This is a genomic window from Stenotrophomonas genospecies 3 (assembly GCF_054473855.1).
Genome location: NZ_JBTMUR010000006.1, coordinates 63,913 through 90,131 on the forward strand (window position 1 = coordinate 63,913; position 26,219 = coordinate 90,131).

Below are 26,219 nucleotides of genomic sequence, written 5' to 3' on the forward strand. Positions count from 1 at the left end.
GATGAACCTGAAACTGACCACTCCGGCCGCCGTGGCCGCCGCCCTGGCCGGCATGCTGGCCACCGCCCCGGCGCTCGCCGCGGACTACGCGCAGGCCCCCGGCGCCGGCTCGATCCTGGTGTTCGCCACCAAGTACGACGGCGAAGTGTTCACCGGCAGCTTTCCGGGCTTTGCCACCAAGCTCAGCTTCGACCCGGCCAACCCGGCCGCCGGTTCGCTGGACGTGGTGATTCCGCTGGCCGGTGCCAAGAGCGGCAACAGCGACCGCGACTCGACCCTGCAGACCGCCGACTTCTTCAACGTCGGCAAGTTCGCCACTGCGCGTTACACCGCCAAGGGCTTCCGTGCGGTGGGCAACGACCAGTTCGCCGCCGACGGCACGCTGGAGCTGCGCGGCGTCAGCAAGCCGGTCACCCTCACCTTCACCTGGAAGCCGGGCACCCAGCCGGTGTTGACCGGCAAGGCCACCGTCAAGCGCCTGGACTTCGGCGTCGGCAGCGGTGACTGGGCCGACACCAAGACCATCCCGGACGAAACCGCGATCAGCACGATCGTGAAGTTCGACGCGAAATGATCAACGGGCCGGGGCACCGCCCCGGCCATCATCTCCGGTGGTGCCGGCCGCTGGCCGGCAACCTCACCGATGCGGGCAGGTGCCGGCCAGCGGCCGGCACTACCGTTCGACAGCCAGCCAGGCTTGAACCGCAGCCGCGTCGAACGGCCAGTCCAGCTCACGGTCGCCGCGCTCGTCGCGCAGCACCGGCACCCGCGCGCCGTAGCGCGATTCCAGCGCTGGCTGGTCATCCAGGAACACCGATTCGAATTCCGGCGCCCGGGCCTTGGCCAGCTCGGCCAGCGCCATGTCGCACAGGTGGCAGTCGTCACGCTGGAACAGAGTCAACACCGGCAGGGTCCCCTTGGTGGAAATGCTGCGCCGCAGCCATTGAAGTGCGGCGTGAACCGCTAGAATAGCGGTCTCTTCCGGTACCCGCAGTACGGCAACCATGGCTGTCAGCACGTTCGACGTTTTCAAGATCGGCATTGGCCCGAGCTCCTCGCACACCGTCGGGCCGATGAAGGCCGCCGAGCGATTCATCCACCGCTGGCTGCTCGACCCGGGCCGCCTGCACGAGGTCGCGCGCATCCGTGCCGACGTCTACGGCTCGCTGGCGCTGACCGGCCGCGGCCATGGTACCGACAAGGCGATCCTGCTCGGCCTGGAAGGGCAGCGGCCGAACCTGATCGACCCGGACATCATCCCGGCCACGCTGGAGCGCATCCGCAGCAGCAAGCGCATCCAGCTGATGGGCCAGCACGAGATTGCCTTCGACGAGAAGCGCGACCTCGGCATGAACAAGCGCCAGAAGCTGCCCTACCACACCAACGGCATGCGCTTCACCGCGTACAGCGCCGAGGACGAAGTGATCGCCACCCGCGATTATTACTCGGTCGGTGGCGGCTTCGTGGTCAACCAGGACGACGCGGCCGATGACCGCATCGTGCCCGACGAGACCCCGCTGCCCTACCCGTTCAAGAGCGGCGACGAGCTGCTGGCGCAGACCGCACGCAGCGGCCTGAGCATCGCCCAGCTGATGTTCGAGAACGAGAAGTGCTGGCGCAGCGAAGACGAGATCCGCGCCAACCTGCGCGAGATCTGGAGCGCGATGCAGTCGTGCGTCGCGCGTGGCATCCGCGAGGAAGGCGTGCTGCCGGGTGGCCTGAAGGTCGGCCGTCGTGCACCGGCGCTGTACCGCGAGCTGTCGTCGAAGCCGGAAGCGGCGATGCGCGATCCGCTGACCACGCTGGACTGGGTCAACCTGTACGCACTGGCGGTGAACGAAGAAAACGCCGCCGGTGGTCGCGTGGTGACCGCGCCGACCAACGGTGCAGCCGGCGTGCTGCCGGCGGTGCTGCATTACTTCGACCGTTTCTGCCCCGGCGCCAACGAGCAGCGTGTGTTCGACTTCCTGCTGACCTCGGCGGCGATCGGCATCCTGTACAAGGAAAACGCTTCGATTTCCGGTGCCGAAGTGGGCTGCCAGGGCGAAGTGGGCGTGGCCTGCTCGATGGCGGCCGGCGGCTTGGTCGCGGCGCTGGGCGGCAACCCGAGCCAGATCGAGAATGCTGCGGAAATCGGCATGGAACACAACCTGGGCCTGACCTGCGACCCGATCGGCGGCCTGGTGCAGATCCCGTGCATCGAGCGCAATGCGATGGGTGCGGTGAAGGCGATCAATGCCTCGCGCATGGCGATGCGCGGCGACGGCAAGCACAAGGTGTCGCTGGACAAGGTGATCAAGACCATGCGCGATACCGGCCGCGACATGCAGGACAAGTACAAGGAAACCAGCCGCGGTGGCCTGGCGGTGAACGTCATCGAATGCTGATGGCCGCAGCCAGGCATGGCCTGGCTCTACCCTGCAGCCGGGCATGAGCCCGGCTCAACATCGGACGACACCGTCACCGCGTTCCGGTTAGGCTCGGGGCTCCCCCGCCCCGGATTGGCCCCATGCGCGTGATCGCTGCTGCCCTGCTTGCCTGCCTGCCGCTGTCCGCGCTTGCCGCGCCGACCTATGGTCCGCGGCTGGAAGGTTTCGACTACGGCTATCCGGTGAAGATCTTCGCGCTGGAGTCGCAGCGGCAGCCACTGGAAATGGCCTATCTGGATGTCCTGCCCAAACGCCGCGCCATCGGCGTGGTGGTGCTGCTGCACGGCAAGAATTTCTGCGCAGCCACCTGGCAGCAGACCATCGCGCCGCTGCTGAACGCCGGCTACCGGGTGATCGCCCCGGACCAGGTGGGCTTCTGCAAATCCAGCAAGCCCGAACGCTACCAGTATTCGTTCGCGCAGCTGGCCGCCAACACCCATGCCCTGCTGCAACAGCTGCAACTGGGTGATGTACCGGTGCACCTGGTCGGTCATTCGATGGGCGGCATGCTGGCGGTGCGCTACGCGCTGATGTTCCCGCAGGACCTGCGCAGCCTGTCACTGGTCAATCCAATCGGGCTGGAAGACTGGAAGGCGCTGGGTGTTCCCTGGCGCAGCGTGGACACGTGGTACGCCGGCGAAATGAACATCAGCTATGACAGCATCCGCCGCTACCAGCTGGACGTGTACTACGACGGCAAATGGAAGCCGGCGTATGAACCGTGGGCGCGGATGCAGTCGGGCATGTATGAAGGCCCGGGCAAGCAGGTCGTTGCGTGGAGCCAGGCACTGGCATCGGACATGGTGTTCAACCAGCCGGTGGTCTACGAACTGAAGAATCTGCAGGTGCCGACCACGTTGTTCATCGGCCAGAAGGACCGCACCGCGATCGGCCGTGACCTGGCGCCGCCTGCGGTGAAGGCGACGCTGGGCAATTATCCGGTGCTCGGCAAGTCGGCGGCCGCGACGATTCCCGGCGCGACGCTGGTCGAGTTCGCCGAACTGGGCCATTCGCCACAGGTGCAGGACCCGAAGCAGTTCAATGCGGCATTGTTGAAGGCGTTGAGATCGCGTTGAGATTGCGGGCCCGCCGGGCATGGCCCGGCAAGCGCAGCAGCACGGACATCAACCCACGATCCGCAGCACGTCATCCAGCAACGCGGCCGCAGTGACTTCCGCACCCGCGCCCGGCCCCTGGATCAGCAACGGCTGGCGGCGGTAGCGATCACTGTGGATGGCCACGCGGTTGTCGGTGCCCGCACCCTGCGCCAAGGGGTGATCGGCCGGCAACTCGCGCAGGCCTACCTGCGCACCCTCGCCATCAACGCGGCCGACGAAACGCAGCACACGACCATTGTCGCGTGCCTGCTGCCAGCGCGCCTGCAGCGGCGCATCCAGCTGCTCGAGCGCAGCCACCGCATCCTCCAGCGGCAGCGCTGCCAGCGCTTCAGGCACCAGTGAATCCACCTGCACCTGCGAAGCATCCAGCGCCAGCCCGCTGCTGCGCGCCAGGATCAGCAGCTTGCGGCGCACGTCCTCGCCGGACAGATCCAGACGCGGGTCCGGTTCGGTATAACCGGCCGCCAGCGCCTCGCGCACCGCCGCCGAGAACGGCGATTGGCCGTCATAGCGATGGAACAGCCACGCCAGCGAGCCGGACAGCACGCCCTCGATGGCGTGGATGTGGTCGCCACCGGCTACCAGCGCGCGCAGGCTGCTCAGCAACGGCAGGCCGGCACCGACGGTGGCGCTGTCGCCATAGCGTGCGCCACTGTCTGCGCAGCTCTCGGCGATGGCCGTGGCACGTGCCAGCTGCGCACCGCGGCCCAGCTTGTTGGCGGTGACCACGTGCACCCCACGCGCCAGCCACTGCACGTGACGTGCGGCCACATCTTCGCTGGCAGTGGCATCGACCACCACGTCACCCCGTTCCAGCCCTTCGGCGCTCGCCCATGGCGGTGAGCTGAGACCGTCACGCGGTGCGCGTCGTGCCAGCTCCAGCGGCAACGCCAGATCACGGTCGATCGCCAGTGCGGTGCGCGAATTGGCCAGCCACTGCACGCTGGGCAGTTCCAACCCGCGTGCCTGCAACGCCTGGTAGCGCTGCACGAAGGCAGAGCCCACCGTGCCGGTGCCGAGCAGCGCCAGGCGTCCCACGCCCAGCGCAGGAATGTCAGCGGCGAGCGCGCTCATGCATCCACCACCTGTTTGCGGCGCGCAGCCGCATCTATCACGGCTTCGGCGCGCTGCAGCGCTGCGCCGAGATCAGCCAGCAGGTCACGCTCGGCCTCGATGCCGACCGACAGGCGCAGCAGGCCTTCGCTGATGCCGGCGGCCGCGCGCGCTTCAGCGGTCATCGCCGCATGGGTCATGGTGGCCGGGTGCGCGATCAGGCTTTCGACGCCACCCAGCGATTCGGCCAGGGTGAAGCAGCGCAGGCCATCGACGAAGGCACGCACTGCGGCATGTGGATCATCGCCTTCGCAGTCGGCCAGTTCGAACGACAGCATCGCGCCGAAGCCGCTTTGCTGGCGCGCGGCGATGGCGTGGCCCGGGTGATCGGCCAGGCCCGGGTAATACACCGCGCCGACCGCCGGATGCTGGTCCAGCAGGGCAACGATCGACGCGGTGTTCTCCTGGTGCACGCGCAGGCGCGCATCCAGCGTGCGCAGGCCGCGCAGGGTCAGGAACGCATCGAACGGCGAGCCGGTCAGGCCCAGCGCGTTGCCCCACCACACCAGCTGCTCGTGCAGCGCCGGATCGCGCGCGACCACCGCCCCACCGACCACATCGCTGTGGCCATTGATGTACTTGGTGGTGGAATGCAGCACCAGGTCGGCACCGAACGACAGCGGCTGCTGCAGTGCCGGCGACAGGAAGGTGTTGTCGACTACCACCAGTGCACCGGCCTTGTGCGCGGCCTCGATGACGAAGCGCAGGTCGGTGATGCGCAGCAGCGGGTTGGACGGGGTTTCCACCAGCACCAGCTTCGGCTGCGTGGCCAGCGCCTGCGCCAGTGCGCGCGGATCGGTCAGGTCGGCGGTGACCAGTTCGAAGTGGCCCTTTTTCGCCAGCGCATTGAACAGGCGCCAGCTGCCGCCGTATGCATCGTGCGGCACCACCAGGGTGTCGCCCGGCTGCAGCAGCGCGTTCAGCACCAGGTTGATCGCGCCCATGCCGGTGGCGGTGATGACGCCGCCGGCGCCGCCCTCCAGTTCCGCCAGCGCCTCGCCGAGCAGGTCACGGGTCGGGTTGCCACTGCGCGTGTAGTCGTACTGGCGCTTGTTGCCGAAGCCTTCAAAGCTGAAGTTCGACGACAGCACGATCGGCGGCGTGACCGCACCATGCGCGGTGTCCCGATCGATGCCGGCACGGACGGCGGCAGTGGTGCGACTACAGGACGGCTCGTTTGCGTGCAGGCTCATGCGGACTCTCCAGAATTGCGGAAGGCGGTGGCGAGGATCGCGTCGATGCGATCGGTTTCTTTGAGGAAGGCGTCGTGGCCGTAGGGCGAGCGCAGCACGCGCAGACTGCCGCGCGGGCCCAGCCCTTCGACCAGACCGACCAGGTCGGCCAGCGGCACCAGGCGGTCACCCTCCACCGCGACAACTACGGTGGGCGGCAGGATCGCGGTGGGGTCGACGCGGTGCAGGTCGATCGATTCGGACAGGCGCAGGTAAGCGGTCACCGGCGTGCGCGCGACGTACTGCGCACCGGCCGCATCGAGATAATCTTCGGCGGCCACGCGCACACGGCCATTGATCACTTCCGGTGCGGCGTCGAAGCGCTCGCCGAACTCTTCCGGGGTGCGGTAGCTGAGCATGGCGAACTGCCGGGCCAACGCCAGACCGTGGTCTTCGCCGCACTGCAGCTGGCCCAACGCGACCGCGCGGCGCTGCAATGCGCGCCAGGCGGCGGCATACGGATGCGGGCGATGCGCGCCACTGGCCAGCACCAGCTGGCGCACGCGTGCACGGTGGCGGATCGCGAACTGCTGGCCGACCAGCGCCCCGTAGGAGTAGCCCACGAACGCCTTCAGCGTGCGGATGCCGAGATGGTCCAGCAGCAGCGCCAGTGCATCGGCCTGGTCGGCGGTATCGATCGGCACATCCAGTGCACCATCGGCGCCGATGAAGTCGAAGGCCAGTACACGCAGCTGCTGCGGATCCAGCGCGCGCCCGCTGCCGACCAGGTCTTCGGCCCAGCCCTTCTCGCTGAACTGTGCATTGGACGCCACGTGGCGATGGGCGGAAATGCCACCGGCCAGCACCACCACCGGCGCATTGGCCGGGCCGACCCACTCATAGCGCAGGCGCACCGGGCTGGGGCCGGCGTGACGCATCGACAGCACCGCGGCGAACTCACCGCGCTCGGCATGCACGCGGTCTTCGACCGGCACGCTGACGGGGACAAAGGGTTCGGGGCGAAGCGCGGTACTGGCGGCGAAGCTCATGGCGGGATCCGGTTGGGGAATCGGCCATCGAGCCTTCGCGGGGCCCGCGTTCGAGATGCACGTGGGGTGCATGGTTCGAACCATCTTTCGGTGGACGCCACGGTCCCCGCAGGATTTGGCACCTACGCAGACGCTTTCGCATCCGCGGGCTGCCCCGGCTTCAAAGGGCCTGTCCCTCTGCCGGTCTCGATGGTGGAGCCACGATGCCAGCCCTTTCCGGCACTGTCAATCCCTTCATGCGGATAAAGCGATGAATATTTTCAACGTGACTATGCGAAGGCGGTCGCGGTCGTCCTGTTCAGGATCGGCTACAGTCCCGGCGGTCCCTACCCTCTGGAACCACTGATGCTGCGCCTGCCCCTGATCTGCCTGCTGATGTCCCTGCTGGCGAGCACGACGGCCAGCGCCGGTGACTGGCGCCAAGGCTGGGGACTGGTTTCCCCCGCCCCCCCAACCACCCACGCTGGCAGTGCCGAGGGCGCCGCCCCCATGGCCCGGCTGCGCCTGCAGCCGGTCGGCACGCAATGGCAGGCCCGGATCGACAATGGGCTGGCAGGACCGCTGCAGATCGAACTGCGCGCTGCACCCGGACGCCCGGTCGAAGGGCTGCCGCTGCAATCGCTGATCCAGGGCGACAGCAGCCTGGTGGTCGGCCACCTGCCCGCCCCGCTCGATGGCCGCACGCTGGATCTGCGCCTGCAGTCGGTGCCGGGCAACCCGGCCGCACAGGCCGAAGATGTCGCCTATCGCCTGCCGTTCGATGCGGCCCGTCCGCGCGTGGACCAGGCGCCGCAGGGCCGGTTCAGCCACGATGACGAGGAGAACCGCGACGCGGTGGACTTCGCGCTGCCGGAGGGCACGCTGGTGCTGGCCGCGCGCGAGGGCACGGTGATGCAGATCCAGGATGGCTTCCGTGGCAACGGCCAGGACCGCGAACGTGATGGTGCCCGCGCCAACTTCATCCGTGTGCTGCACAGCGACGGCAGCATGGCGCTGTACGGCCACCTGCAGGCCGGCGGCATGCGCGTGCGTCGCGGCCAGGCGGTGGGGACCGGGCAGCCGCTCGGCCTGTCCGGCAACAGCGGCTTCAGCAGCGCGCCGCACCTGCACTTCGTGGTGCAGGTCAACCGCGGCATGGGCCTGCGCTCGGTGCCGGCACGCATCTTCGCCGAGCAGGGCCAACTGCAGTTCGCCCGCCAGGGCGAGGTCGAGGGCGGCATCGGGCGCTGAACGGCCCCGGCCGGTATAATCGGGCGCTTATCTCTTTGAAAAGCGCCCCGGGCGGGCGCCACTGCCATGTCCGAAGTCGCCAACGAAGCGTCGCGTCGCCGCACCTTCGCCATCATCTCCCACCCTGACGCCGGCAAGACCACGCTGACCGAAAAGCTGCTGCTGTTCGGAGGCGCGATCCAGATGGCCGGTTCGGTCAAGGGCCGCAAGGCCGCCCGCCACGCCACCTCCGACTGGATGGCGCTGGAAAAAGAGCGCGGCATCTCCGTCACCTCCTCGGTGATGCAGTTCCCGTACGAAGGCAAGATCGTCAACCTGCTCGACACCCCCGGCCACGCCGACTTCGGCGAAGACACCTACCGCGTGCTGACCGCGGTGGACTCGGCGCTGATGGTGATCGACGTGGCCAAGGGCGTGGAAGAGCGCACCATCAAGCTGATGGAAGTGTGCCGCCTGCGCGACACCCCGATCATGACCTTCATCAACAAGCTCGACCGCGAGGGCAAGGACCCGATCGAGCTGCTGGATGAAGTGGAAACCGTGCTGGGCATCCAGTGCGCGCCGGTGACCTGGCCGATCGGCATGGGCCAGCGCCTGAAGGGCGTGGTCCACCTGCTGACCGGCGAAGTGCACCTGTACGAACCGGGCCGCAACTTCACCCGCCAGGACTCGACCATCTTCCCGTCCATCGATGCGCCCGGCCTGGCCGAGAAGATCGGTGCACAGATGCTGGCCGACCTGCGCGACGAACTGGAACTGGTGCAGGGCGCCAGCCATCCGTTCGACCTGGACGCCTACCGCGCGGGCAAGCAGACCCCGGTGTTCTTCGGCTCCGGCGTGAACAACTTCGGTGTGCAGCCGCTGCTGGACTTCTTCGTCGAACATGCCCCGTCGCCGCAGGCGCGTTCCACCACCGGCCGCGAGATCGCCCCGGAAGAGAACAAACTGACCGGCTTCGTGTTCAAGATCCAGGCCAACATGGACCCGCAGCACCGTGACCGCGTGGCGTTCATGCGGGTCTGCTCGGGCCGCTTCAGCGCCGGCATGAAGACCTTCCACGTGCGCACCGGCAAGGAAATGAAGCTGGCCAACGCGCTGACCTTCATGGCCAGCGACCGCGAGATCGCCGCCGAGGCGTGGCCGGGCGATGTGATCGGAATCCACAACCACGGCACCATTTCCATCGGCGATACCTTCACCGAAGGCGAAGCAGTCACCTTCACCGGCATCCCCAACTTCGCCCCGGAACTGTTCCGCCGCGCCCGCCTGCGCGATCCGCTCAAGCTCAAGCAGCTGCAGAAGGGCCTGGCCCAGCTGTCCGAGGAAGGTGCGACCCAGTTCTTCCGCCCGCTGACCAGCAACGACCTGATCCTGGGTGCGGTCGGCGTGCTGCAGTTCGACGTGGCCGCCTACCGCCTGAAGGACGAGTACGGCGTGGAAGCCACCTTCGAGCCGGTCAGCGTGACCACTGCGCGTTGGGTCCACTGCAGCAACGAGAAGAAGCTGGAAGAGTTCCGCGAGAAGAATGCGCTGAACCTGGCGCTGGATGCAGCCGGCCACCTGGTCTACCTGGCACCGACCCGGGTCAACCTGCAGCTGGCGCAGGAACGCTCGCCGGACGTGCGCTTCTCGGCCACCCGCGAAGCGGCGCATACGGTTTCGGTGGGCTGATGCCAGCGGGCCGGATCCCTTTCCGCAAGGAAAGGGCTCTGCCCCCGGCCGTCGCGGGTGGTTCATCCACGCATGGCGTGGATCTACCGCTCACGGATTCATCGGCGCAACGCAGGGATTCACCCACCATACGGTGACGGGCGTGCACACGGCGGCCATCGCGGCGATGATAGGGGGACGCGGGTCCCCCTCCCCGTGAACGATGCCCATGCCCATGTCCACGACGTCCATTGCTTCGATCCGTGAAGAAATCGCCAGCGCCCTGACCCATGGCCTGGGCGCGGTGTTCGCCCTGGCAGCCAGCGCGGTGCTGATCACCCTGGCTGCGATCTACGGCGACGGCTGGCAGCTGGCCAGTGCGATCGTATTCGGTATCGCGCTGTTGCTGCTGTACACCGCCTCCACCCTGTATCACGCCATCCAGCATCCGGTCGCCAAGGGCCGCTTGAAGGTGTTCGACCACTGCGCGATCTACGTGCTGATCGCGGGCACCTATACCCCGTTCACCCTGATCGGCCTGCGTGGTCCGTGGGGCTGGGGCCTGTTCACCGCGATCTGGGCGCTGGCGCTGGGCGGCGTGGTGTTCAAGCTGTTCTACACTGGCCGCTTCAAGGTGCTCTCAACGGTGATCTACATCGCCATGGGCTGGCTGGTGGTCGTGGCGATCAAGCCGATGTGGGCTTCGATCGACGGCGGCACCCTCACCTGGCTGTTCGCCGGCGGCCTGTCGTACACGCTGGGGACCTACTTCTACCACCGTGAATCGATCCCGTATTCGCATGCGATCTGGCACCTGTTCGTGATCGGTGGCAGCGTCTGCCACTTCGTCGCAGTCACCATGCAGGTGCTGTAAACCAGCGTTCGAACGCGGCGTGTGCACACCACGCACATGGACGCTTCGCGCCCTGTCCACGAAGAGGGGGCAACCATGGCGGCGTGAATGCTGCCGCCTCCCCTGCCGCAAAGCGCACGACCCGCTGGCGCCTCCGCCGCCCCGGCCCACGAGGCCGGCGCTGGCTCACGATCCTGATCTTCCTGCTGGCGGCACTCCTGCTGCTGATCGCGCTGTGGGACTGGAACTGGTTCAAGGGGCCGGTTGAGCGTGCGGTGCAGGCACGCACCGGCCGCGCGCTGCACATCGGGAACCTTGATGTCGACCTCGGCCGCACCAGTACGATCCGCGCCGATGCGATCACCTTCGCCAATGCCAGCTGGGCGAAGCAACCCGATATGGCCACCGCAGACCGCGTCGAGATCGACGTGCGGGTGTGGCCCCTGCTGCGTGGCAGCGTGCAGCTGCCCGAAGTACGCCTGACCCGGCCGGACGTGCTGCTGGAAACCGCCCCGCGCAAGGGCGAACCGGGCAATTGGGATTTCCTCGGTGGCAGCGCCGGTGGGACCAGCCCGCAGCTCAAACGGTTGCGCATCGATGACGGTCGCCTGCAGTTCCTCGACGCGCTCGGCCGTACCGATATCCGCGTGGACGTGCGCAGCGGCCAGCCGAAACAGGCCGATGCGGCGCCACCGCTGCTGGTACAGGGCAAGGGACACTGGCAGGGCAATCCGTTCACCCTGCGTGGCGGCACGGAATCACCGCTGGAGCTGACCGACAGCGACCATCCGTTCCGCATCCATCTCGATGGCCGAGCAGGCGCCACCCACGCGGTAGCCAGTGGCACGCTGACCAATCCCTTCCAGCTGCGCGTGTTCGATCTGCAGTTTGCGCTCAGCGGCCAGGACCTCGCCGACCTCTATCCGCTGCTCGGCATTGCCATTCCGCCGTCGCCGCCCTATGCGTTGAACGGCCGGCTCAAGCGTGACCACAACGTCTGGCGCTACGACGCCTTCACCGGCAAGGTCGGTGACAGCGACCTCGGCGGCAATCTGCAGTTCGAAGTGGGCGGTGCGCGGCCGCGGCTGACCGCCACGCTGGAATCCAAGCGCCTGGACTTCGATGACCTTGCCGGCTTCGTCGGTGCCCCACCGAAAACCGGCGGCGGCGAAACCGCCAACGCCGAACAGAAGGCCGAGGCCGCACGGGTTGCCGCCCGCGCACGCGTGCTGCCCGACACGCCCTACAACCTCGGCAAGCTGCGCGCGATGGATGCCGACGTGCGCTGGAAGGCCCACCGCATCAACGCGCCATCGCTGCCGCCGGACGACATGGACGCGCACCTGTTGCTGGATGACGGCGTACTGCGGCTGGACCCGCTGAACTTCGGCGTGGCCGGAGGCGATATCCGCAGCACGATCCGCATGGACGCGCGCCGCCCGCAGATCAGCACCGCCCTGAAGGCCAGCGTGCGCGGCGTGCAGCTCGGCCAGCTGTTTCCGGACGCGAAACTTGCCGAGCAGGCCAAGGGCGGCATCGGCGGCGAGGTGGACCTGAGCGGCCGCGGCAACTCGATCGCCGCGATGCTCGGCAGCAGCAGTGGCAAGGTCGGCCTGGCGATGGGCCGCGGCCATGTCGGCAACCTGGTGATGGAACTGGCAGGGCTGGACATCACCGAATCACTGAAATTCCTGGTGACCGGCGACAAACAGATTCCCCTGCGCTGCGCCTTCGCCGACTTCGGCGTGCGCGACGGCCTGATGACCAGCCAGGCGCTGGCGGTGGACACCACCGATACGATCCTCATCGGCGAAGGCACGGTCAGCCTGCGCGACGAGACCCTGGACCTGCTGCTGAAACCGCGCCCGAAGGACAAGAGCATCCTGGTACTGCGCTCTCCAACGCACATCAGTGGCACGTTCAAGGACCCGTCGTTCCGCCCGGACTTCAAGGCGTTGGGGATTCGTGGCGCGGTGGCCCTGGCGCTGGGCAGCATCGCGCCGCCAGCGGCATTGCTGGCGACCATCGAACTGGGGCCGGGGAAGGATGCCGACTGCGGTGGGCAATATGCGAAGTAGGTTTACAGCGTTGTTCGCGGCGCCTCTTTTCCCGCGCGTAGAGCCGGAGCAAGGCGACAGGCAGGACACGCCGTAAATACGTCCCCGTAGGCTCGGTCGGCGCATCCATGCGCCTCACGGTCCTGCCTGCCGCCTTGCTCCGGCTCCGGACAGGTTCCTGCGCGCGCGGAACGAGAGCGAAATTCAAAGTCAAAAGAAGAAAGCAAATTCAAAAGCTGTTGCCAACCAAGGTTGGCAGCTACCAAAGGCGAGCCACCGCGCATGTATGCACCGCGCTCGCAGGAACGTGTCCAAGGGCGGAGGGCATGGGCGTGCAGGACCGTTGGCGCCATGGATGGCGCCATCGAGCCCCCATGGATGGGTTTACGGCGTGTCCTGCACGGCCATGCCCTCCGCCTCCCGGCGTAGCAGGAAGGCGCGGCTTTGGCTTTGGCTTTGGCTTTGGCTTTGGCTTTGGCTTTGGCTTTGGCTTTGGCTTTGGCTTTGGCTTTGGCTTTGAGCTTCGAAAAGCGGGCCGGCGGGCCGCAGGCCCGCCAGCGAACAACTCACCCTGCCACGATGTACTGCTGCAGCTGATCCAGCTCGCGCCGCTGCGCATCGATCACCGACTTCACCAGGTCGCCGATGGAAATCACCCCCAGCACCTGTGCTCCCTCCACCACCGGCAGGTGGCGGATGCGGTAGTCGGTCACCAGCTGCAGGCAATGCTCTACCTGTTCGCCCGGCGAGACCGTCACCACCTTCGCCGTCATGATCTCGGCCACCGCCGTATCCCGCGACGAACGATCACGCAGCACGATCTTGCGCGCGTAGTCGCGCTCCGAAAGGATCCCGACCAGCCGCGGACCGTCCATCACCAGCACCGCGCCAATGCCCTTTTCCGCCATCAACCGGATCGCATCGATCACCGCCGCATCCGGCGCGACCGCATGTACTTCAGGAGACTTGCCGTCCAACAGTTGCCGTACCGTGGTCATCTGCCTGCCCTCCGAGGGTGGGTTGCAGGGCCGAGTCTGCCACGGCGGATGCTAGCCAGGCGTCAACCAGGTACAACGGGCGCTGCTTGGATTCCTCGTACAGCCGTCCCAGGTACTCGCCGATCAGGCCCAGCGCGATCAACTGCACCCCGCCCAGGAACAGGATCACCGCCATCATCGTCGGCCAACCCGCCACGCGGTCACCGTACAGGGCCGCCTTGGCAATCACCCACACGCCGAATACGAAGGCCACCGCCGCCGTTGCCAGGCCCATGTAGGTCGCCGCCCGCAGGGGAACGGTCGAGAACCCGGTGATGCCCTCCAAGGCGAAATTCCACAGCCGCCACAGACTGAACTTGCTGGATCCGGCCACCCGCGCGTGACGGTGGTAGGGCACAGCAATACGCTTGAATCCGACCCAGCTGAAAAGGCCCTTCATGAAGCGGTGGCGTTCACGCATCTCGCGCAGCGCACTCAGCGCGCGTGGCGACAACAGGCGGAAGTCACCGGTGTCGGCAGGGATCGGCGTGCGTGACAGGCGACCGATCACCCGATAGAACGCCGCCGCCGTGGCGCGCTTGATCCAGGCTTCGCCATCGCGGGCCATGCGCGTGCCATAGACGTTGTCATGGCCCTCGCGCCAGCGCGCAACGAACTGCGGCACCAGTTCCGGCGGGTCCTGGCCATCGGCATCCAGGATCATCGCCGCGCCGTCGCGCACCAGGTCCAGGCCGGCAGTCAGCGCAGCCTCCTTGCCGAAATTGCGCGACAGCTTCAACGCCGATACGCGCGCGTCGTCCTGCGCCAATCCTGCGATCACCTGCCAGGTACCGTCGTGGCTGCCATCGTCCACATACAGGATGTGGCCATCGATATCGGGCATTCCGTCCAGCACCGCACACAGGCGGGGATGCAGGCACGGCAGCGCCTGCTCCTCGTTGTAGGCGGCGATGACGAAAGTAAGGCGTTCGCGGTTCATGCCCGGATTGTACGTTGCCTGCAGGTGCATGGCCTGCCGCCCCGAGGGCAGGTGTCCTCAGTCTTCCGACAGGTAAGCCGCGCCGCCCAGCTGCCGTGCCTGGCGCTGGATCCATGCCGCGCGCCGCTGCACGTACGGCCCTGGCTTTGCCGCGTTGTAGCGCCGCGGTGCCGGCAACACCGCCGCCAGCCGTGCACTCTCGGCCGGACTCAACCGGGACGCATCCTTGCCCCAGAACGTCTGCGCCGCCGCCTGCGCGCCATAGACGCCGTCGCCGAACTCGGCGATGTTGGCGTACATCTCCAGGATCCGTTCCTTCGGCCACAGTGCTTCGATCAGCACCGTGTACCAGACTTCCAGGCCTTTGCGGATCCAGCTGCGGCCCTGCCAGAGGAACAGGTTCTTGGCGACCTGCTGGCTGATCGTGCTGGCCCCCCGCAGGCGTCCGCCCTTGGCGTTGTGGTCGCGGGCCTTCTCGATCGCCTGCAGGTCGAAGCCATTGTGGTCGGGGAAGCGCTGGTCCTCCGCGGCCACCAGTGAGATCGGCAGGCTCGCTGCCATCTGGTCCAGGTCGCGCCACTGGTAATGCAGGCGATAGGACCAGTCGGCCTCCCCCAATGCCTCGCCATAGCGCCACAGCATGACCGTGGATACCGGCGGGTCGATGAACCGCAGCACCAGTACCTGCAGGCAGCTGAAAGCGGCCAGCAGCAGCGGCAGCCAGAGCAGCCGTTTCCAGCGCCAGCGCCTGCGGCGCGGGACTTCCGCGAGGGCCTCCACCTTGTGCTGCTCTCCCCCTGCCCCCATTACTGGTGCATCCTTCTTCTATCCGGTTGTCGGCGCATTATCCGGCAACCGCCCTCGTTTACGCGCGATGTGAGCCGATGACCGCCAACCCCGATTCCCTGATCCGCTTCCTGCTTCCCGACGCTGGCGTCCGTGGCGTCCACGTGCGCCTGCAGGCGACCTGGCAGGAGATCCTGTCCCACGCCGAGTACCCGGATACCGCCGCCGAACTGCTCGGCGAGGCCTGCGTGGCCTCGGCGCTGTTCACCGGCCACACCAAGATCGATGGCCGCCTCTCGATCCAGCTGCGCAGCAGCACCGCGCTGCGCACCCTGTTTGCCGAGTGCACCGCCGCCGGTACCCTGCGCGGCATCGCCCAGCTCAGCGACGGCGCCGATGCGCCGCGCGACCTGTCCAGCCTGGGTGATGACGCCCTGCTCGCGATCACCATCGAGAACCCGGGCCTGGACCCGCGCGAGCCGCAGCGCTACCAGAGCCTGGTCGCGCTGACCGCACCGGAGCTGGACGAGGCCTTCGAGGACTACTTCCGCCAGTCCGAACAGCTGCCCACCCGCCTGCTGCTGGCCGCCGACCGCAACGGCGCCGCCGGCCTGCTGCTGCAGAAGCTGCCGGGCGACGAGGGTGACGAGGACGGCTGGGCGCGTGCCAGCGCCCTGTTCGAGACCCTGGGCAAAGCCGAGCTGCTGGCCACCCCGGCCGAGCAGTTGCTGCACCGCCTGTTCCACGAAGAGAAGCCGGAACTGATGGGCGGCAAGCCGCTGTCCTTCGCCTGCTCCTGTTCCCGCGAGCGGGTCGCGTCGATGCTGCAGTCGCTGGGCGAGGACGAGGCCCGTGCCGCAGCCGCGGACACCGGCGCCGTCGAGGTCCGTTGCGAATTCTGCGGGAGGGAGTATCACTTTCCTTTGACGGAGTTCGGCATACTGTTCCACGGTGCCGAGGGGACTGTACCGGCGCCTGAACGGCTTCAGTAAACAGCTTGTCTTGCATCTGGGGGGATCAAGGCTTGTTAAGAATTCATAAACACCCTAGGATCAAGTTCCCGTCTCCGCGGGAACTTCCGTTGTCCGTCCCTGTCTGAACTGGTCCGATGCGTACCTTCCTGCGTCTACCGCTGGCCCTGCTGATCGCCCTTGGCGCGATCACGGGCGTGCACGCGCAGAGCAAGGACACCCGGACCGTGCTGCCGGTATGGAACAAGGGCAGCGGCAAGGTCGAGGCCCTGCTGTACCTGGAGCCCACCGGTGAACAGGCCGCCGGCGCCCGCTGGCACTTCGGCCGCAACTCGCTGGATGCAGCCTTCGGCCTGTCCTCCGGCGATTCGCTGGGCCTGCTCTGCAACAGCAGCAGCGGGACCAGCATGAGCGGCCTGGCCAGTCACTGCATGCTGGCCAGCCTGGGTGACGACGACGACCTCAACGGCCGCCGCTTCACCGGTACCGCCGCGCTGAACCGCGGCAGCAGCCGTCTCGGCATCACCGCCGGCACCGGCCGTGAAACGCTGCCGGCGTGGCTGTCCGGCCCGAACAAGACCCCCTCGCTGCGCGCCGAGCAGAACGACCTGACCGTATTCGCGCAGAAGAACATCGGCCGCGAGGGTTTTGTCTCGATCGCCGGTACCTACGCCAAGGCCCGCCTGGTACCGCTGGCCGACGCCGCACCGTCCATCGTCGACCGCTGGGACAGCAAGAGCCTGAGCATCGGCGCCGGGTACGGCAATTTCACCGGCAGCATCATCGGCCGCGTGATCGATGTGCCGGGCAAGCCCGGCAAGTGGGAAGGGCTGGGTATCGGCCTGACCTGGCGTACCCCGTGGTCCGGCCAGCTTACCGTTGGCGCCGAAAACGTGATCAGCCGCGGCAAGAATCCGTTCTCCCCACGCAATGAAAGCAATGACGACGGCACCGTGCCGTACGTGCGTTACGAACAGGATCTCTGACCCCACCTCCTGGGTTTTCCTGCAATGACTTCTCCCGGGCGCCGAAAGGCGCCCGTTGCGTATGCGCGTTCGTGATACACGTAGAGCGCTTTTCGACGAATTGGATACCGCGCAATTCACGTCGACATATTGCGATACACATCAACGGAAACTTTTTTCGTCACTTTGCGCTAACAAACGAGACAGAGTGATGTCACCTGCGATTCAACCCCTTGATTTCGTGCATCAATTTTCATTTTTACCAAAATCATAGACTTGATTAACGCAGCTTTAATTCTTGGCGAACGCCCGCTACTATCGGCTCAGCCTCGCGATTTGGGAGCGCTTTTCGCTCCCCCGCCGGGCATTAACCCAGCCAAGATTTCTTGGAGAGAGAGAGCCAATGAATTTCCAGTCCAACAAGCTGCGCGATGCCGTTCTGGTCGCGCTCGTTGCCGGTGTGGCGTCCACTGCCACCGCCCAGGCCCAGGAAGCGACCAACCTTGACCGCATCTCGGTCACCGGTTCGCGCATCAAGAGCACCGACATCGAAACCTCGCAGCCGGTCCTGAGCCTGACCCGCGCCGACATCGACAAGCAGGGCGTGACTTCGGTCGCCGACATCCTGCAGCGCGTTGCCGCCAACGGTGCCGCCCTGAACCGTACCTACAACAACGGCGGTGATGGTTCTGCCGGCGTCAGCCTGCGCAACCTGGGTTCCGAGCGCACCCTGGTACTGGTCAACGGCCGCCGCTGGACCACCGGCCTGGATGGCAGCGTCGACCTGAACACCATCCCGACCGCGATGATCGAGCGCATCGACATCCTGAAGGACGGCGCATCGACCATCTACGGTTCGGACGCGATCGCCGGCGTGGTGAACATCATCACCAAGCAGAACTTCGATGGCGCGGAAGCCAACTTCTACAAGGGCCAGTACAGCGCCGGTGACGGCGACCGCGAAGCGGCCGACTTCACTCTGGGCACCACCACTGACCGCGCTTCGCTGGTGCTGGGCGTCTCCTACGTCAACGAAAAGGCCGTGATGGCCGGTGATCGCAAGATCTCCGCCGGTGGCCCGCCGTTCTTCAGCGGCCAGAGCAGCACCGGTATTCCGGGTTCGTATCTGCGTAACGACGAGCGTTACATCATCCTAAACGGCGTTGAAACGCCGTTCGATCCCAATGTTCACGGCTACAACACCGCGCCGGATAACTACCTGCTGACCCCCAACGAGCGCACCTCGCTGTTCGCGGTGGGTTCTTACAACGTTACCGACAACATCACCTTCCGCACCGAGGCGATGTACAACGAACGCAAGTCCGAACAGCTGCTGGCTGCCATGCCGGTCACCGGCCAGCGCCTCAGCGCGGGCAGCATGTACAATCCGTACGGCGTTGATCTGACTGGCGTCGCGCGCCGCTTCAACGAAACCGGTGGACGTTCGTTCAACCAGAACGTCAAGAACTGGCACTTCTACGGTGGTTTCGAGGGCTTCTTCGAATTCGCCGACCGCAATTTCGACTGGGATGTCGGCTACCGCTACGACAAGACCGACCAGAACGATCTGACCTACGGCCTGTTCAACAAGCAGCGTCTGGCCGAGGCATATGGTCCCTCGGCGATCCGCGATGGCAAGGCTGTGTGCCTCAACTCCGCTGGCGCAATCATTCCGGGCTGCGCCCCGATCAATCCGCTGGGTGGGATGGGTTCGATCTCGCAGGAGGCACTGGATTACACCTCGTTCACCGCGCATGACTCCGCCAGCCTGGTGTCCAAGGGTTATTACGCCAACATCTCCGGCGAAATCGTGCAGCTGCCGGCGGGTGCATTGGGCTTCGCAGCTGGTTACGAATATCGCAAGGAAACCGGTCAGTTCGATCCGGACGCCTTCATCGCCTCTGGCCTGAGCACCGGCAACGGAGCATCCCCCACCAAGGGTAGCTATGACCTGGACGAGTTCTTCCTGGAACTGTCGATCCCGGTGCTGGCTGACCTGCCGGGCGCCAAGCTGCTCGACTTCAGCGCGGCAACCCGCTACTCGAAGTACAGCAACTTCGGCAACACCACCAACAACAAGTTCGGTTTCCGCTGGAAGCCGATCGACGACCTGATGGTGCGTGGTAACTACTCGGAAGGCTTCCGCGCCCCGAGCATCAACAACCTGTATCGCGGTGATGCTGACTCGTTCGAGAGCTACATCGATCCGTGCTCCTCAACGTCTGGTCGCCGTACCGGCGCTATCGCGGCACAATGTGCGGCAGAGGGCGTGCCGATCGGCTTCGTTCAGCCGGGCGCTGGTAGTGGTGCGAAGCAGACTCCTGAGCCGTTCACCTGGCAGGCCAACCCGAACCTGAAGCCGGAAACCTCGACCAGCAAGACGCTGGGCCTGGTGTGGAGCCCGAGCTTCGTGCAGGGTCTGAACGTGACCCTGGACTGGTGGCAGATCAAGATCGAGGACGCCATCACCCGTCCGGCCATCCAGGACATCATGGATCGTTGCTATGGCGGCACCGCGCAGGAGCAGGCAGCCAACTGCGGCCTGATCACGCGTGACCCGAACTACGGCAGCACCAACCAGCGTTACACCATCACCAACGTCAACATGCCGCTGCAGAACCTGGCGTCGTACAAGGTGGAAGGTTGGGATCTGGGCATCCTGTACAAGTTGCCGGAAACTTCGATCGGCCAGTTCACCATCACTCTGGACGGCACCTACCTGTCCAAGTGGGATACCAAGTCGACTCAGGATGCTCCGATCGAGGGTCGCCAGGGACGTTATCTCGACCAGGATCCGTACTGGCGCATCCGTTCCAATCTGTATGTGGACTGGTCCTACGGGGACTTCGGGGTCAACTACGGCATTCGTTACAAGTCCGGCATGACCGAACCGTGCCCGTTTGATCCAGTCAAGGAACCGGAAACCTTCGCATACTGCTCTGATGGCGCGAAGGGAACGAACCACATTGGTGCCACGACCTACCACGACATCCAGTTCCGCTACAACACGCCGTGGAAGGGCACCATCATGGTCGGCCTGAACAACGCGTGGGACAAGAGCCCGCCGGTTTCGTACTACACCTCGTACAACATGTTCGACCCGCAGTACGACCTGCCGGGCCGCTACATGTACATGCAGTACAAGCAGAAGTTCTGATCGATCCACTGATCAGCTGATGCAGCAACGGCCCCGCAAGGGGCCGTTGTTTTTTTGTGCCTGCCAGATCGCGGCAGCACCAACGGAAAAGGCCGCGGCATTGCCGCGGCCTTTCTGCATTCAACGCAGCAACGACGCTCAACCGTTCGGAATCAGCGTCTCGATGAGATGCTCGACATAGGCCTCGAAATCCTCGCGCGCCTGCTTGGGCTGCTGCAGCTGCAGCGACAGCTGCAGGAAGCCGACATAGGCCGCGTACGCCAGGCGTGCGCGGTGGCGCGCATCGGTCGAGCTGAGCCCAGCCTGGCGGAACGAGGCGATCAGATAGTCGAGGCGGCGCTGCGACACGCGGTCGATCACCGGACGCACCATCGGATGGTCCAGTGCCTTCAGCAGCTCGCTGTAGATGATGTGCGGCTGCACTTCATGCGCCACCATCTGGAACAGCTGGCGCAGGCGCACGCGCGGGTCCGGTACGTCTTCCAGGCTGCCGAACACCTGTTCCTGTTCGAACAGTTCCCAGCGTTCCAGCGCGGCCTGCAGCAAGGCGTCACGCGAGGGGAAATGCCAATAGAAACTGCCCTTGGTCACGCCGAGGCGCCGCGCCAGCGGTTCCACCGCAACGGCGCCTACGCCTTGTTCAGCAATCAGGTCGAGGGCCGCCTGGGCCCAGTCTTCGGCACTCAGGCGGCTGTTGCGGCCGGCGCGCGGTTCGCCGGCGGAAGCGTCAGGTTGATTCATGGGCTGATTTAACCATACGCCGGGGTTCGTTGCAGTACGCCGTTGCGGGCGAAACCGTCAAAGGGCTCTCCTGCAGGGCTGCCGCACCGCACCATACGATGCAGTATTGACTTCCCTCACAAGCGATCCATACTAGCAAGTATGGTTACGTCCCCTACTCCCGCTGCGTTCCATGACCTGCACCTGGAGGCGGCCCATGGTGCCCGCCTCGCCGCCACTGCCAGCGACCACGGTCGTCGTGGCCGGGTGCTGTTCGCGCACGGTTTCGGCCAGACCCGTCACGCCTGGAATGCCACCGCGCGTGCCCTGTCTGCAGCCGGCCTGCAGACGCTGGCTTATGACGCACGTGGTCACGGCGATTCGGACTGGAATGCCGCCGACCTGCCCTATCACGGCGAACAGTTCGCCGATGACCTGATCGTGCTGGCCGGTGAACAGCCGCGCCCGCCGGTGCTGGTTGCAGCCTCGATGGGGGGCCTGTTCGGTCTGCTGGCCGAGTCGCGCTGGCCGGGCCTGTTCTCGGCGATGGTGCTGGTCGACATCACCCCGCGCTGGGATACCGCCGGTGTCGAGCGCATCCTCGCCTTCATGACCGCCCATCCCGACGGCTTCGCCTCGCTGAGCCAGGCCGCCGACGTGATCTCGGCCTACATGCCGCACCGTCCGCGCAAATCCGAGCAGTCGCTGCGCGCGCTGCTGCGCGAAGACGGTCACGGCCGCTGGCGCTGGCACTGGGATCCGCGCCTGGTGGCCGAACTGGCCCGCGACAGCGAACAGCACCAGGACGCACTGGCCGAAGCCGCGCGCCAGGTAAAGTGCCCGCTGCTGCTGGTCAGCGGCGGTCGCAGCGACCTGGTCACGCCGCAGACCGTGGCCGAATTCCTGGCGTTGGCGCCGCACGCGCGTCATGTACAGCTGCCGCAGGCCACGCACATGGTCGCCGGCGACGACAACGACGCCTTTACCGCTACTGTGTTGGACTATCTGGACGTGTTGCCCGCAGCAGACGCTGCGGCTTCGTCCGCCACAAACGAGCACGTCACCGGAGCACGCTCATGAGCATCGTTCTTCCCTTCCTCGCCCTGCTGCTGGCAGGCGCGTTCGTCGCCTACCACCGCATGCGGCTGGTTACCTGGACGCTGATCAGCGTGGCCCTGCTGGCCGCCTGCTGGTTCATTCCCTACGTCAACCAGACCGCCACGATCGTCGCAGCCGCTGTATTGGCCGTCATCGCCGTGCCGCTGCTGCTGCCGTTCATCCGCAAGCCGCTGCTGACCGGCCCGATGATGAAGGTGTTCCGCAAGGTGCTGCCGCCACTGTCGCAGACCGAGCGCATCGCGCTGGAAACCGGCTCGGTCGGTTTCGAGGGTGAACTGTTCACCGGTGATCCGGACTGGAACATCCTGCTCAACTATCCCAAGCCGCAGCTGACCGCCGAAGAACAGGCCTTCCTCGATGGCCCGGTGGAAGAGCTGTGCACCATGGTCAACGACTGGGAAATCACCCACGTCCACGCTGACCTGCCGCCGGAACTGTGGGCCTTCATCAAGAAGAACAAGTTCTTCGGCATGATCATCCCGAAGGAGTACGGCGGCCTGGGCTTCTCTGCGCTGGCCCACCACAAGGTGATCCAGAAGCTGGCGTCGGTGTCTTCGGTGGTCAGCTCCACCGTCGGCGTGCCCAACTCGCTGGGCCCGGGTGAACTGCTGGTGCATTACGGCACCCAGGAACAGAAGGACCAGTACCTGCCGCGCCTGGCCGATGGCCGCGAAGTGCCGTGCTTCGGCCTGACCGGTCCGTTCGCCGGCTCCGACGCCACCTCCATTCCGGACTACGGCATCGTCTGCAAGGGCGAGTGGAACGGCGAGCAGGTGCTCGGCGTCAAGCTGACCTTCGACAAGCGCTACATTACCCTAGCCCCGGTCGCTTCGCTGATCGGCCTGGCCTTCCGCATGTACGATCCGGATGGCCTGATCGGCGATACCCGCGACATCGGCATCACCCTGGGCCTGCTGCCGCGCGACACCGCCGGCGTTGAAATCGGCCGTCGCCACTTCCCGCTGAACTCGACGTTCCAGAACGGTCCGATCCGCGGCAAGGACGTGTTCATTCCGCTGACCCAGCTGATCGGTGGCGCTGCCATGGCCGGCAAGGGCTGGAACATGCTCAACGAGTGCCTGGCCGTGGGCCGCTCGATCACCCTGCCGTCCACCGCCAGTGGTGGTGCCAAGGCCGGTGCCGCCGTGACCGGCGCCTATGCACGCATCCGCAAGCAGTTTGGCCTGTCGGTCGGCCGCTTCGAAGGCGTGGAAGAAGCGCTGGCCCGCATCGGCGGCAAGGCCTACAAGATCAGCGCACTGTCGCAGGCCACTGCGGCGGCGGTTGACCGTGGTGACGTGCCGTCGGTGCCGTCGGCGATCGCCAAGTACCACTGCACCAACATGAGCCGCGAAGTGATCTCGGACATGATGGACGTGATCGGCGGCAAGGGCATCATCCTGGGGCCGCGCAACTTCGCCGGCCGCAGCTGGCAGGCCGCGCCGATCGCGATCACCGTGGAAGGCGCCAACATCATGACCCGCAGCCTGCTGATCTTCGGCCAGGGTGCGATCCTCTGCCACCCGTGGGTGCTGAAGGAAATGAAGGCTGCGCAGGATCCGGATACCCGTGCCGGCCTGCAGGAGTTCGATCGCAGCCTGTTCGGCCACATCCGCTATGGCCTCTCCAATGCCGTGCGTTCGTTCTGGTTCGGCCTGACCGGTGCACGCTTCGGTGCTGCCCCGGGTGACGCCTACACCCGCCGCTACTTCCGCAAGCTGGACCGTTACTCGGCCAACCTGGCGCTGATGGCCGACATCTCGATGATGACCCTCGGCGGCAAGCTGAAGTTCAAGGAATCGCTGTCCGGCCGCCTGGGCGATGTGCTGAGCCACGTCTACATGACCAGCGCCATGCTCAAGCGCTACCACGACGAAGGCGCACCGCAGGCCGACCAGCCGCTGCTGGCCTGGGCCTTCCATGACAGCGTGCACAAGATCGAAGAATCGCTGTCGGCCGCGCTGCGCAACTTCCCGATCCGTCCGATCGGTTGGCTGATGTGGGCGTTGATCTTCCCGCTGGGCCGTCGTGCCGAGGCCCCCGGCGACCGCCTGAGCCGCCGTGTTGCCGCTCTGCTGATGGCACCGAACGAAGCCCGCGACCGTCTGGCCAGCGGCGTGTTCCTGACCCCGTGCGAGAACAACCCGGGCGGCCGTATCAACAGCTACCTGAGCAAGGCGATCATGGCCGAGCCGGTGGAGCGCAAGTTCCTGAAGGCGCTGAAGAGCAAGGGCATCGAAGCGCTGGACTTCAAGAGCCAGCTGGACGAGGCCGTGGCCGAAGGCGTGATCACCCACGACGAGCGCAGCCTGCTGGAAGAACTGCGTACGCTGACCCTGGACACCATCACCGTGGACGACTTCGACACCCACGAACTGCGCGCGGCCAGCTACTACGACCGCCAGCACAAGGACCCGCATTCGCAGGCGGCCTGATCGCCCGCGACACGCGTTGCCACGACGGCGGGCCTCGGCCCGCCGTCGCTTTATCCGCCGACCGGAACGTCAACCATGTCCACGCCCCTGCTCTCGCTTTACCACCGCCTGCAGCGCTGGCCTGCCGGCAACTGGCTGTTCTCGCGCGCGGTGTGCTTCAAGGCACCCTACTTCGCCAGCATCGCGCCCACCATCACCGCACTGGAGCCAGGCCGCTGCGAAGGCGTGATCCGCCAGCACCGCCGCATCAACAACCACATCGGCACGGTACATGCGATCGCGATGTGCAACCTGGCCGAGCTGGTCGGCGGGGTGATGGTGGACGCCAGCCTGCCGGCAGACATGCGCTGGATCCCCAAGGGCATGGAAGTGAAATACCAGGCCAAGGCCTTGGGCACGTTGAAGGCCGTGGCGACGCCCATGTTGTCCATCGTCAGTGCTGCGGACGGCTACGACCTGCCCGTGAAGGTCAGCGTGACCGATGCGGCAGGGACCGAGGTGTTCCATGCGACCATCGCAATGTGGGTATCGCCGCGCCCTCCGCGCACAGGCTGATCAACCATGACGACCGCTGAACTGCTTGTGCGCCTGGCAGGCATTCACAGCCTGGGGTTTGCCGCCTTCCATCTGGCGTTCTGGCGGCTGTTCGGCTGGAAACGCGAGCTCGCCCAGCTCGGCACGGTCAACCGCGCGATCATGCAGATCCTCAATCTGCGCGTGATCTATGTGTTCCTGGGAATGGGGCTGATCGCGCTGATCTTTGCCCCGGACCTGGTCGGCACTCGTCTGGGGTTGGTCCTGCTGGGTTTCATGGCGGTGTTCTGGGTGGGCCGCGCGCTTGAACAATTCGTCTTCCTGCGCATCAACGACTGGCGCGTACACCTGCTGACGGGCCTGTTCGTGCTGGGTGCGGCGCTGCATGCCGTGCCAATGTGGCTGGGCTTCATGCACGCCATCAGCCGCTGAGCGGCGGCGCCTGCCAGCACGCGCCCACGTCAGAGCGCTCGCGACACCAGCGCCAGAATGGCCGGTACGGCCTGGATCATGAAAATGCGCCGGCTCACGCTGTACGCGCCATAGCACCCGGCCACCACCACGCAAGCCAGCGAGAACGTCACCAGCACCGGCTGACCGATCACCAGCCCCACCACGATGCCCGCCGCCAGGAAGCCGTTGTACAGGCCCTGGTTGGCCGCCAGCACGCGCGTGGTCTCTGCCTTCTCGGGCGTGTTGCGGAAGGTCTTCAGGCCCAGCGGGCGGGTCCACAGGAACATCTCCAGCACCAGGAAATAGACGTGCAGCAGGGCGACCAGCAGGGTCAGGGCGAGGGCGATCCAGTACATGGGCGGTTCCTTGGATAGATGGATGGGGTGATGGGGTCAGAGCGCTCTCCGTGGGAGAGGGAGCCGACCCCGCGC

The 26,219-nt window shown here is 66.1% G+C and carries 23 protein-coding genes and 1 riboswitch; of the genes, 14 read left to right on the forward strand and 9 right to left on the reverse strand.

What is annotated here, in order from left to right:
- The first annotated feature begins 1 nt into the window (after window position 1).
- Window positions 2-574, forward strand: a complete 573-nt coding sequence (locus ACX9OT_RS09690; protein ID WP_010482754.1) for a YceI family protein — start codon at window positions 2-4, stop codon at window positions 572-574.
- A gap of 99 nt (window positions 575-673) precedes the next feature.
- Here ACX9OT_RS09690 and ACX9OT_RS09695 read toward each other — a convergent pair whose 3' ends face one another.
- Window positions 674-904 carry a glutaredoxin family protein gene (locus ACX9OT_RS09695; protein ID WP_032127830.1) on the reverse strand — a complete coding sequence of 77 codons (231 nt, stop codon included), beginning with the start codon at window positions 902-904 and terminating at the stop codon, window positions 674-676.
- A gap of 100 nt (window positions 905-1,004) precedes the next feature.
- Between ACX9OT_RS09695 and ACX9OT_RS09700 the strand changes: the two genes are divergently transcribed.
- Window positions 1,005-2,387, forward strand: a complete 1,383-nt coding sequence (locus ACX9OT_RS09700; protein ID WP_459001865.1) for an L-serine ammonia-lyase — start codon at window positions 1,005-1,007, stop codon at window positions 2,385-2,387.
- Window positions 2,388-2,509: 122 nt separating this feature from the next.
- Window positions 2,510-3,505: an alpha/beta fold hydrolase gene (locus tag ACX9OT_RS09705; RefSeq protein ID WP_459001867.1), complete on the forward strand. Its 996-nt coding sequence runs from the start codon at window positions 2,510-2,512 to the stop codon at window positions 3,503-3,505.
- Between the two features lie 48 nt (window positions 3,506-3,553).
- Here the strand turns inward: ACX9OT_RS09705 and ACX9OT_RS09710 are convergent, their stop codons facing one another.
- From ACX9OT_RS09710 to metX, 3 genes are read right to left on the reverse strand one after another with little or no spacing between them, the layout of a single operon-like run.
- A complete protein-coding gene (locus ACX9OT_RS09710) occupies window positions 3,554-4,621 on the reverse strand; it encodes a homoserine dehydrogenase family protein (RefSeq protein ID WP_032127793.1) in 1,068 nt (355 codons plus the stop codon).
- Window positions 4,618-5,853 (reverse strand): O-succinylhomoserine (thiol)-lyase, encoded by a 1,236-nt coding sequence (locus ACX9OT_RS09715; protein WP_032127792.1) that lies wholly within the window; start codon window positions 5,851-5,853, stop codon window positions 4,618-4,620. Before ACX9OT_RS09715 ends, ACX9OT_RS09710 begins: the two co-directional genes overlap by 4 nt.
- The gene (gene metX, locus ACX9OT_RS09720; protein ID WP_049461931.1) at window positions 5,850-6,881 is read right to left on the reverse strand and encodes a homoserine O-succinyltransferase MetX; all 1,032 of its coding nucleotides are present in this window, start codon (window positions 6,879-6,881) and stop codon (window positions 5,850-5,852) included. Before metX ends, ACX9OT_RS09715 begins: the two co-directional genes overlap by 4 nt.
- Before the next feature lie 77 nt (window positions 6,882-6,958).
- Window positions 6,959-7,077, reverse strand: a riboswitch (SAM riboswitch).
- A 149-nt stretch (window positions 7,078-7,226) separates the two neighbouring features.
- Between metX and ACX9OT_RS09725 the strand changes: the two genes are divergently transcribed.
- The 4 genes from ACX9OT_RS09725 (at window position 7,227) to ACX9OT_RS09740 (ending at window position 12,692) form a co-directional block, all read left to right on the forward strand.
- The gene (locus ACX9OT_RS09725) at window positions 7,227-8,111 is read left to right on the forward strand and encodes a M23 family metallopeptidase (RefSeq protein ID WP_277778655.1); all 885 of its coding nucleotides are present in this window, start codon (window positions 7,227-7,229) and stop codon (window positions 8,109-8,111) included.
- Between the two features lie 66 nt (window positions 8,112-8,177).
- Entirely contained in the window at window positions 8,178-9,782 is a 1,605-nt protein-coding gene (locus ACX9OT_RS09730) for a peptide chain release factor 3 (protein WP_014038155.1), read from the forward strand.
- 214 nt (window positions 9,783-9,996) lie between these two features.
- Complete coding sequence (gene trhA / locus ACX9OT_RS09735; RefSeq protein ID WP_005410682.1) at window positions 9,997-10,635, forward strand: PAQR family membrane homeostasis protein TrhA; 639 nt, start codon at window positions 9,997-9,999, stop codon at window positions 10,633-10,635.
- An 83-nt stretch (window positions 10,636-10,718) separates the two neighbouring features.
- The gene (locus ACX9OT_RS09740) at window positions 10,719-12,692 is read left to right on the forward strand and encodes an AsmA family protein (RefSeq protein WP_459001870.1); all 1,974 of its coding nucleotides are present in this window, start codon (window positions 10,719-10,721) and stop codon (window positions 12,690-12,692) included.
- 545 nt (window positions 12,693-13,237) lie between these two features.
- Here the strand turns inward: ACX9OT_RS09740 and ACX9OT_RS09745 are convergent.
- The 3 genes from ACX9OT_RS09745 to mtgA are packed head-to-tail and all read right to left on the reverse strand — an operon-like array spanning window position 13,238 to window position 15,455.
- On the reverse strand, window positions 13,238-13,669 hold the full coding sequence (locus ACX9OT_RS09745) for a CBS domain-containing protein (protein WP_019336409.1): 432 nt from the start codon (window positions 13,667-13,669) through the stop codon (window positions 13,238-13,240).
- Complete coding sequence (locus tag ACX9OT_RS09750) at window positions 13,629-14,648, reverse strand: glycosyltransferase family 2 protein (protein ID WP_049401430.1); 1,020 nt, start codon at window positions 14,646-14,648, stop codon at window positions 13,629-13,631. The genes ACX9OT_RS09745 and ACX9OT_RS09750 overlap by 41 nt, the downstream gene beginning before the upstream one ends.
- Window positions 14,649-14,705: 57 nt before the next feature.
- Window positions 14,706-15,455, reverse strand: a complete 750-nt coding sequence (gene mtgA, locus ACX9OT_RS09755; protein WP_277778653.1) for a monofunctional biosynthetic peptidoglycan transglycosylase — start codon at window positions 15,453-15,455, stop codon at window positions 14,706-14,708.
- Between the two features lie 77 nt (window positions 15,456-15,532).
- On the opposite strand from mtgA, the gene hslO reads away from it, so the two are divergent.
- The 3 genes from hslO to ACX9OT_RS09770 all read left to right on the forward strand — a co-directional run bounded on the left by hslO (window position 15,533) and on the right by ACX9OT_RS09770 (window position 20,527).
- Window positions 15,533-16,426 carry an Hsp33 family molecular chaperone HslO gene (gene hslO / locus ACX9OT_RS09760; protein WP_032130068.1) on the forward strand — a complete coding sequence of 298 codons (894 nt, stop codon included), beginning with the start codon at window positions 15,533-15,535 and terminating at the stop codon, window positions 16,424-16,426.
- 116 nt (window positions 16,427-16,542) lie between these two features.
- The gene (locus ACX9OT_RS09765) at window positions 16,543-17,391 is read left to right on the forward strand and encodes an XOO1806 family protein (RefSeq protein ID WP_134951552.1); all 849 of its coding nucleotides are present in this window, start codon (window positions 16,543-16,545) and stop codon (window positions 17,389-17,391) included.
- 382 nt (window positions 17,392-17,773) lie between these two features.
- Window positions 17,774-20,527, forward strand: a complete 2,754-nt coding sequence (locus tag ACX9OT_RS09770; RefSeq protein ID WP_049401415.1) for a TonB-dependent receptor plug domain-containing protein — start codon at window positions 17,774-17,776, stop codon at window positions 20,525-20,527.
- Between the two features lie 138 nt (window positions 20,528-20,665).
- Here the strand turns inward: ACX9OT_RS09770 and ACX9OT_RS09775 are convergent, their stop codons facing one another.
- On the reverse strand, window positions 20,666-21,268 hold the full coding sequence (locus tag ACX9OT_RS09775) for a TetR/AcrR family transcriptional regulator (RefSeq protein ID WP_006464233.1): 603 nt from the start codon (window positions 21,266-21,268) through the stop codon (window positions 20,666-20,668).
- Window positions 21,269-21,409: 141 nt separating this feature from the next.
- Between ACX9OT_RS09775 and ACX9OT_RS09780 the strand changes: the two genes are divergently transcribed.
- The 4 genes from ACX9OT_RS09780 to ACX9OT_RS09795 all read left to right on the forward strand — a co-directional run bounded on the left by ACX9OT_RS09780 (window position 21,410) and on the right by ACX9OT_RS09795 (window position 25,767).
- Complete coding sequence (locus tag ACX9OT_RS09780; protein WP_032130065.1) at window positions 21,410-22,327, forward strand: alpha/beta fold hydrolase; 918 nt, start codon at window positions 21,410-21,412, stop codon at window positions 22,325-22,327.
- Entirely contained in the window at window positions 22,324-24,801 is a 2,478-nt protein-coding gene (locus ACX9OT_RS09785) for an acyl-CoA dehydrogenase (RefSeq protein ID WP_049463537.1), read from the forward strand. Before ACX9OT_RS09780 ends, ACX9OT_RS09785 begins: the two co-directional genes overlap by 4 nt.
- A gap of 75 nt (window positions 24,802-24,876) precedes the next feature.
- Window positions 24,877-25,356, forward strand: a complete 480-nt coding sequence (locus tag ACX9OT_RS09790) for a hotdog fold domain-containing protein (protein WP_121504652.1) — start codon at window positions 24,877-24,879, stop codon at window positions 25,354-25,356.
- A gap of 27 nt (window positions 25,357-25,383) precedes the next feature.
- A complete protein-coding gene (locus ACX9OT_RS09795; protein ID WP_277778652.1) occupies window positions 25,384-25,767 on the forward strand; it encodes a hypothetical protein in 384 nt (127 codons plus the stop codon).
- Window positions 25,768-25,796: 29 nt separating this feature from the next.
- Here ACX9OT_RS09795 and ACX9OT_RS09800 read toward each other — a convergent pair whose 3' ends face one another.
- Window positions 25,797-26,144, reverse strand: coding sequence for a DUF1304 domain-containing protein (locus tag ACX9OT_RS09800; RefSeq protein WP_277778651.1), 348 nt, complete (start codon window positions 26,142-26,144; stop codon window positions 25,797-25,799).
- Between the last annotated feature and the right edge of the window lie 75 nt (window positions 26,145-26,219).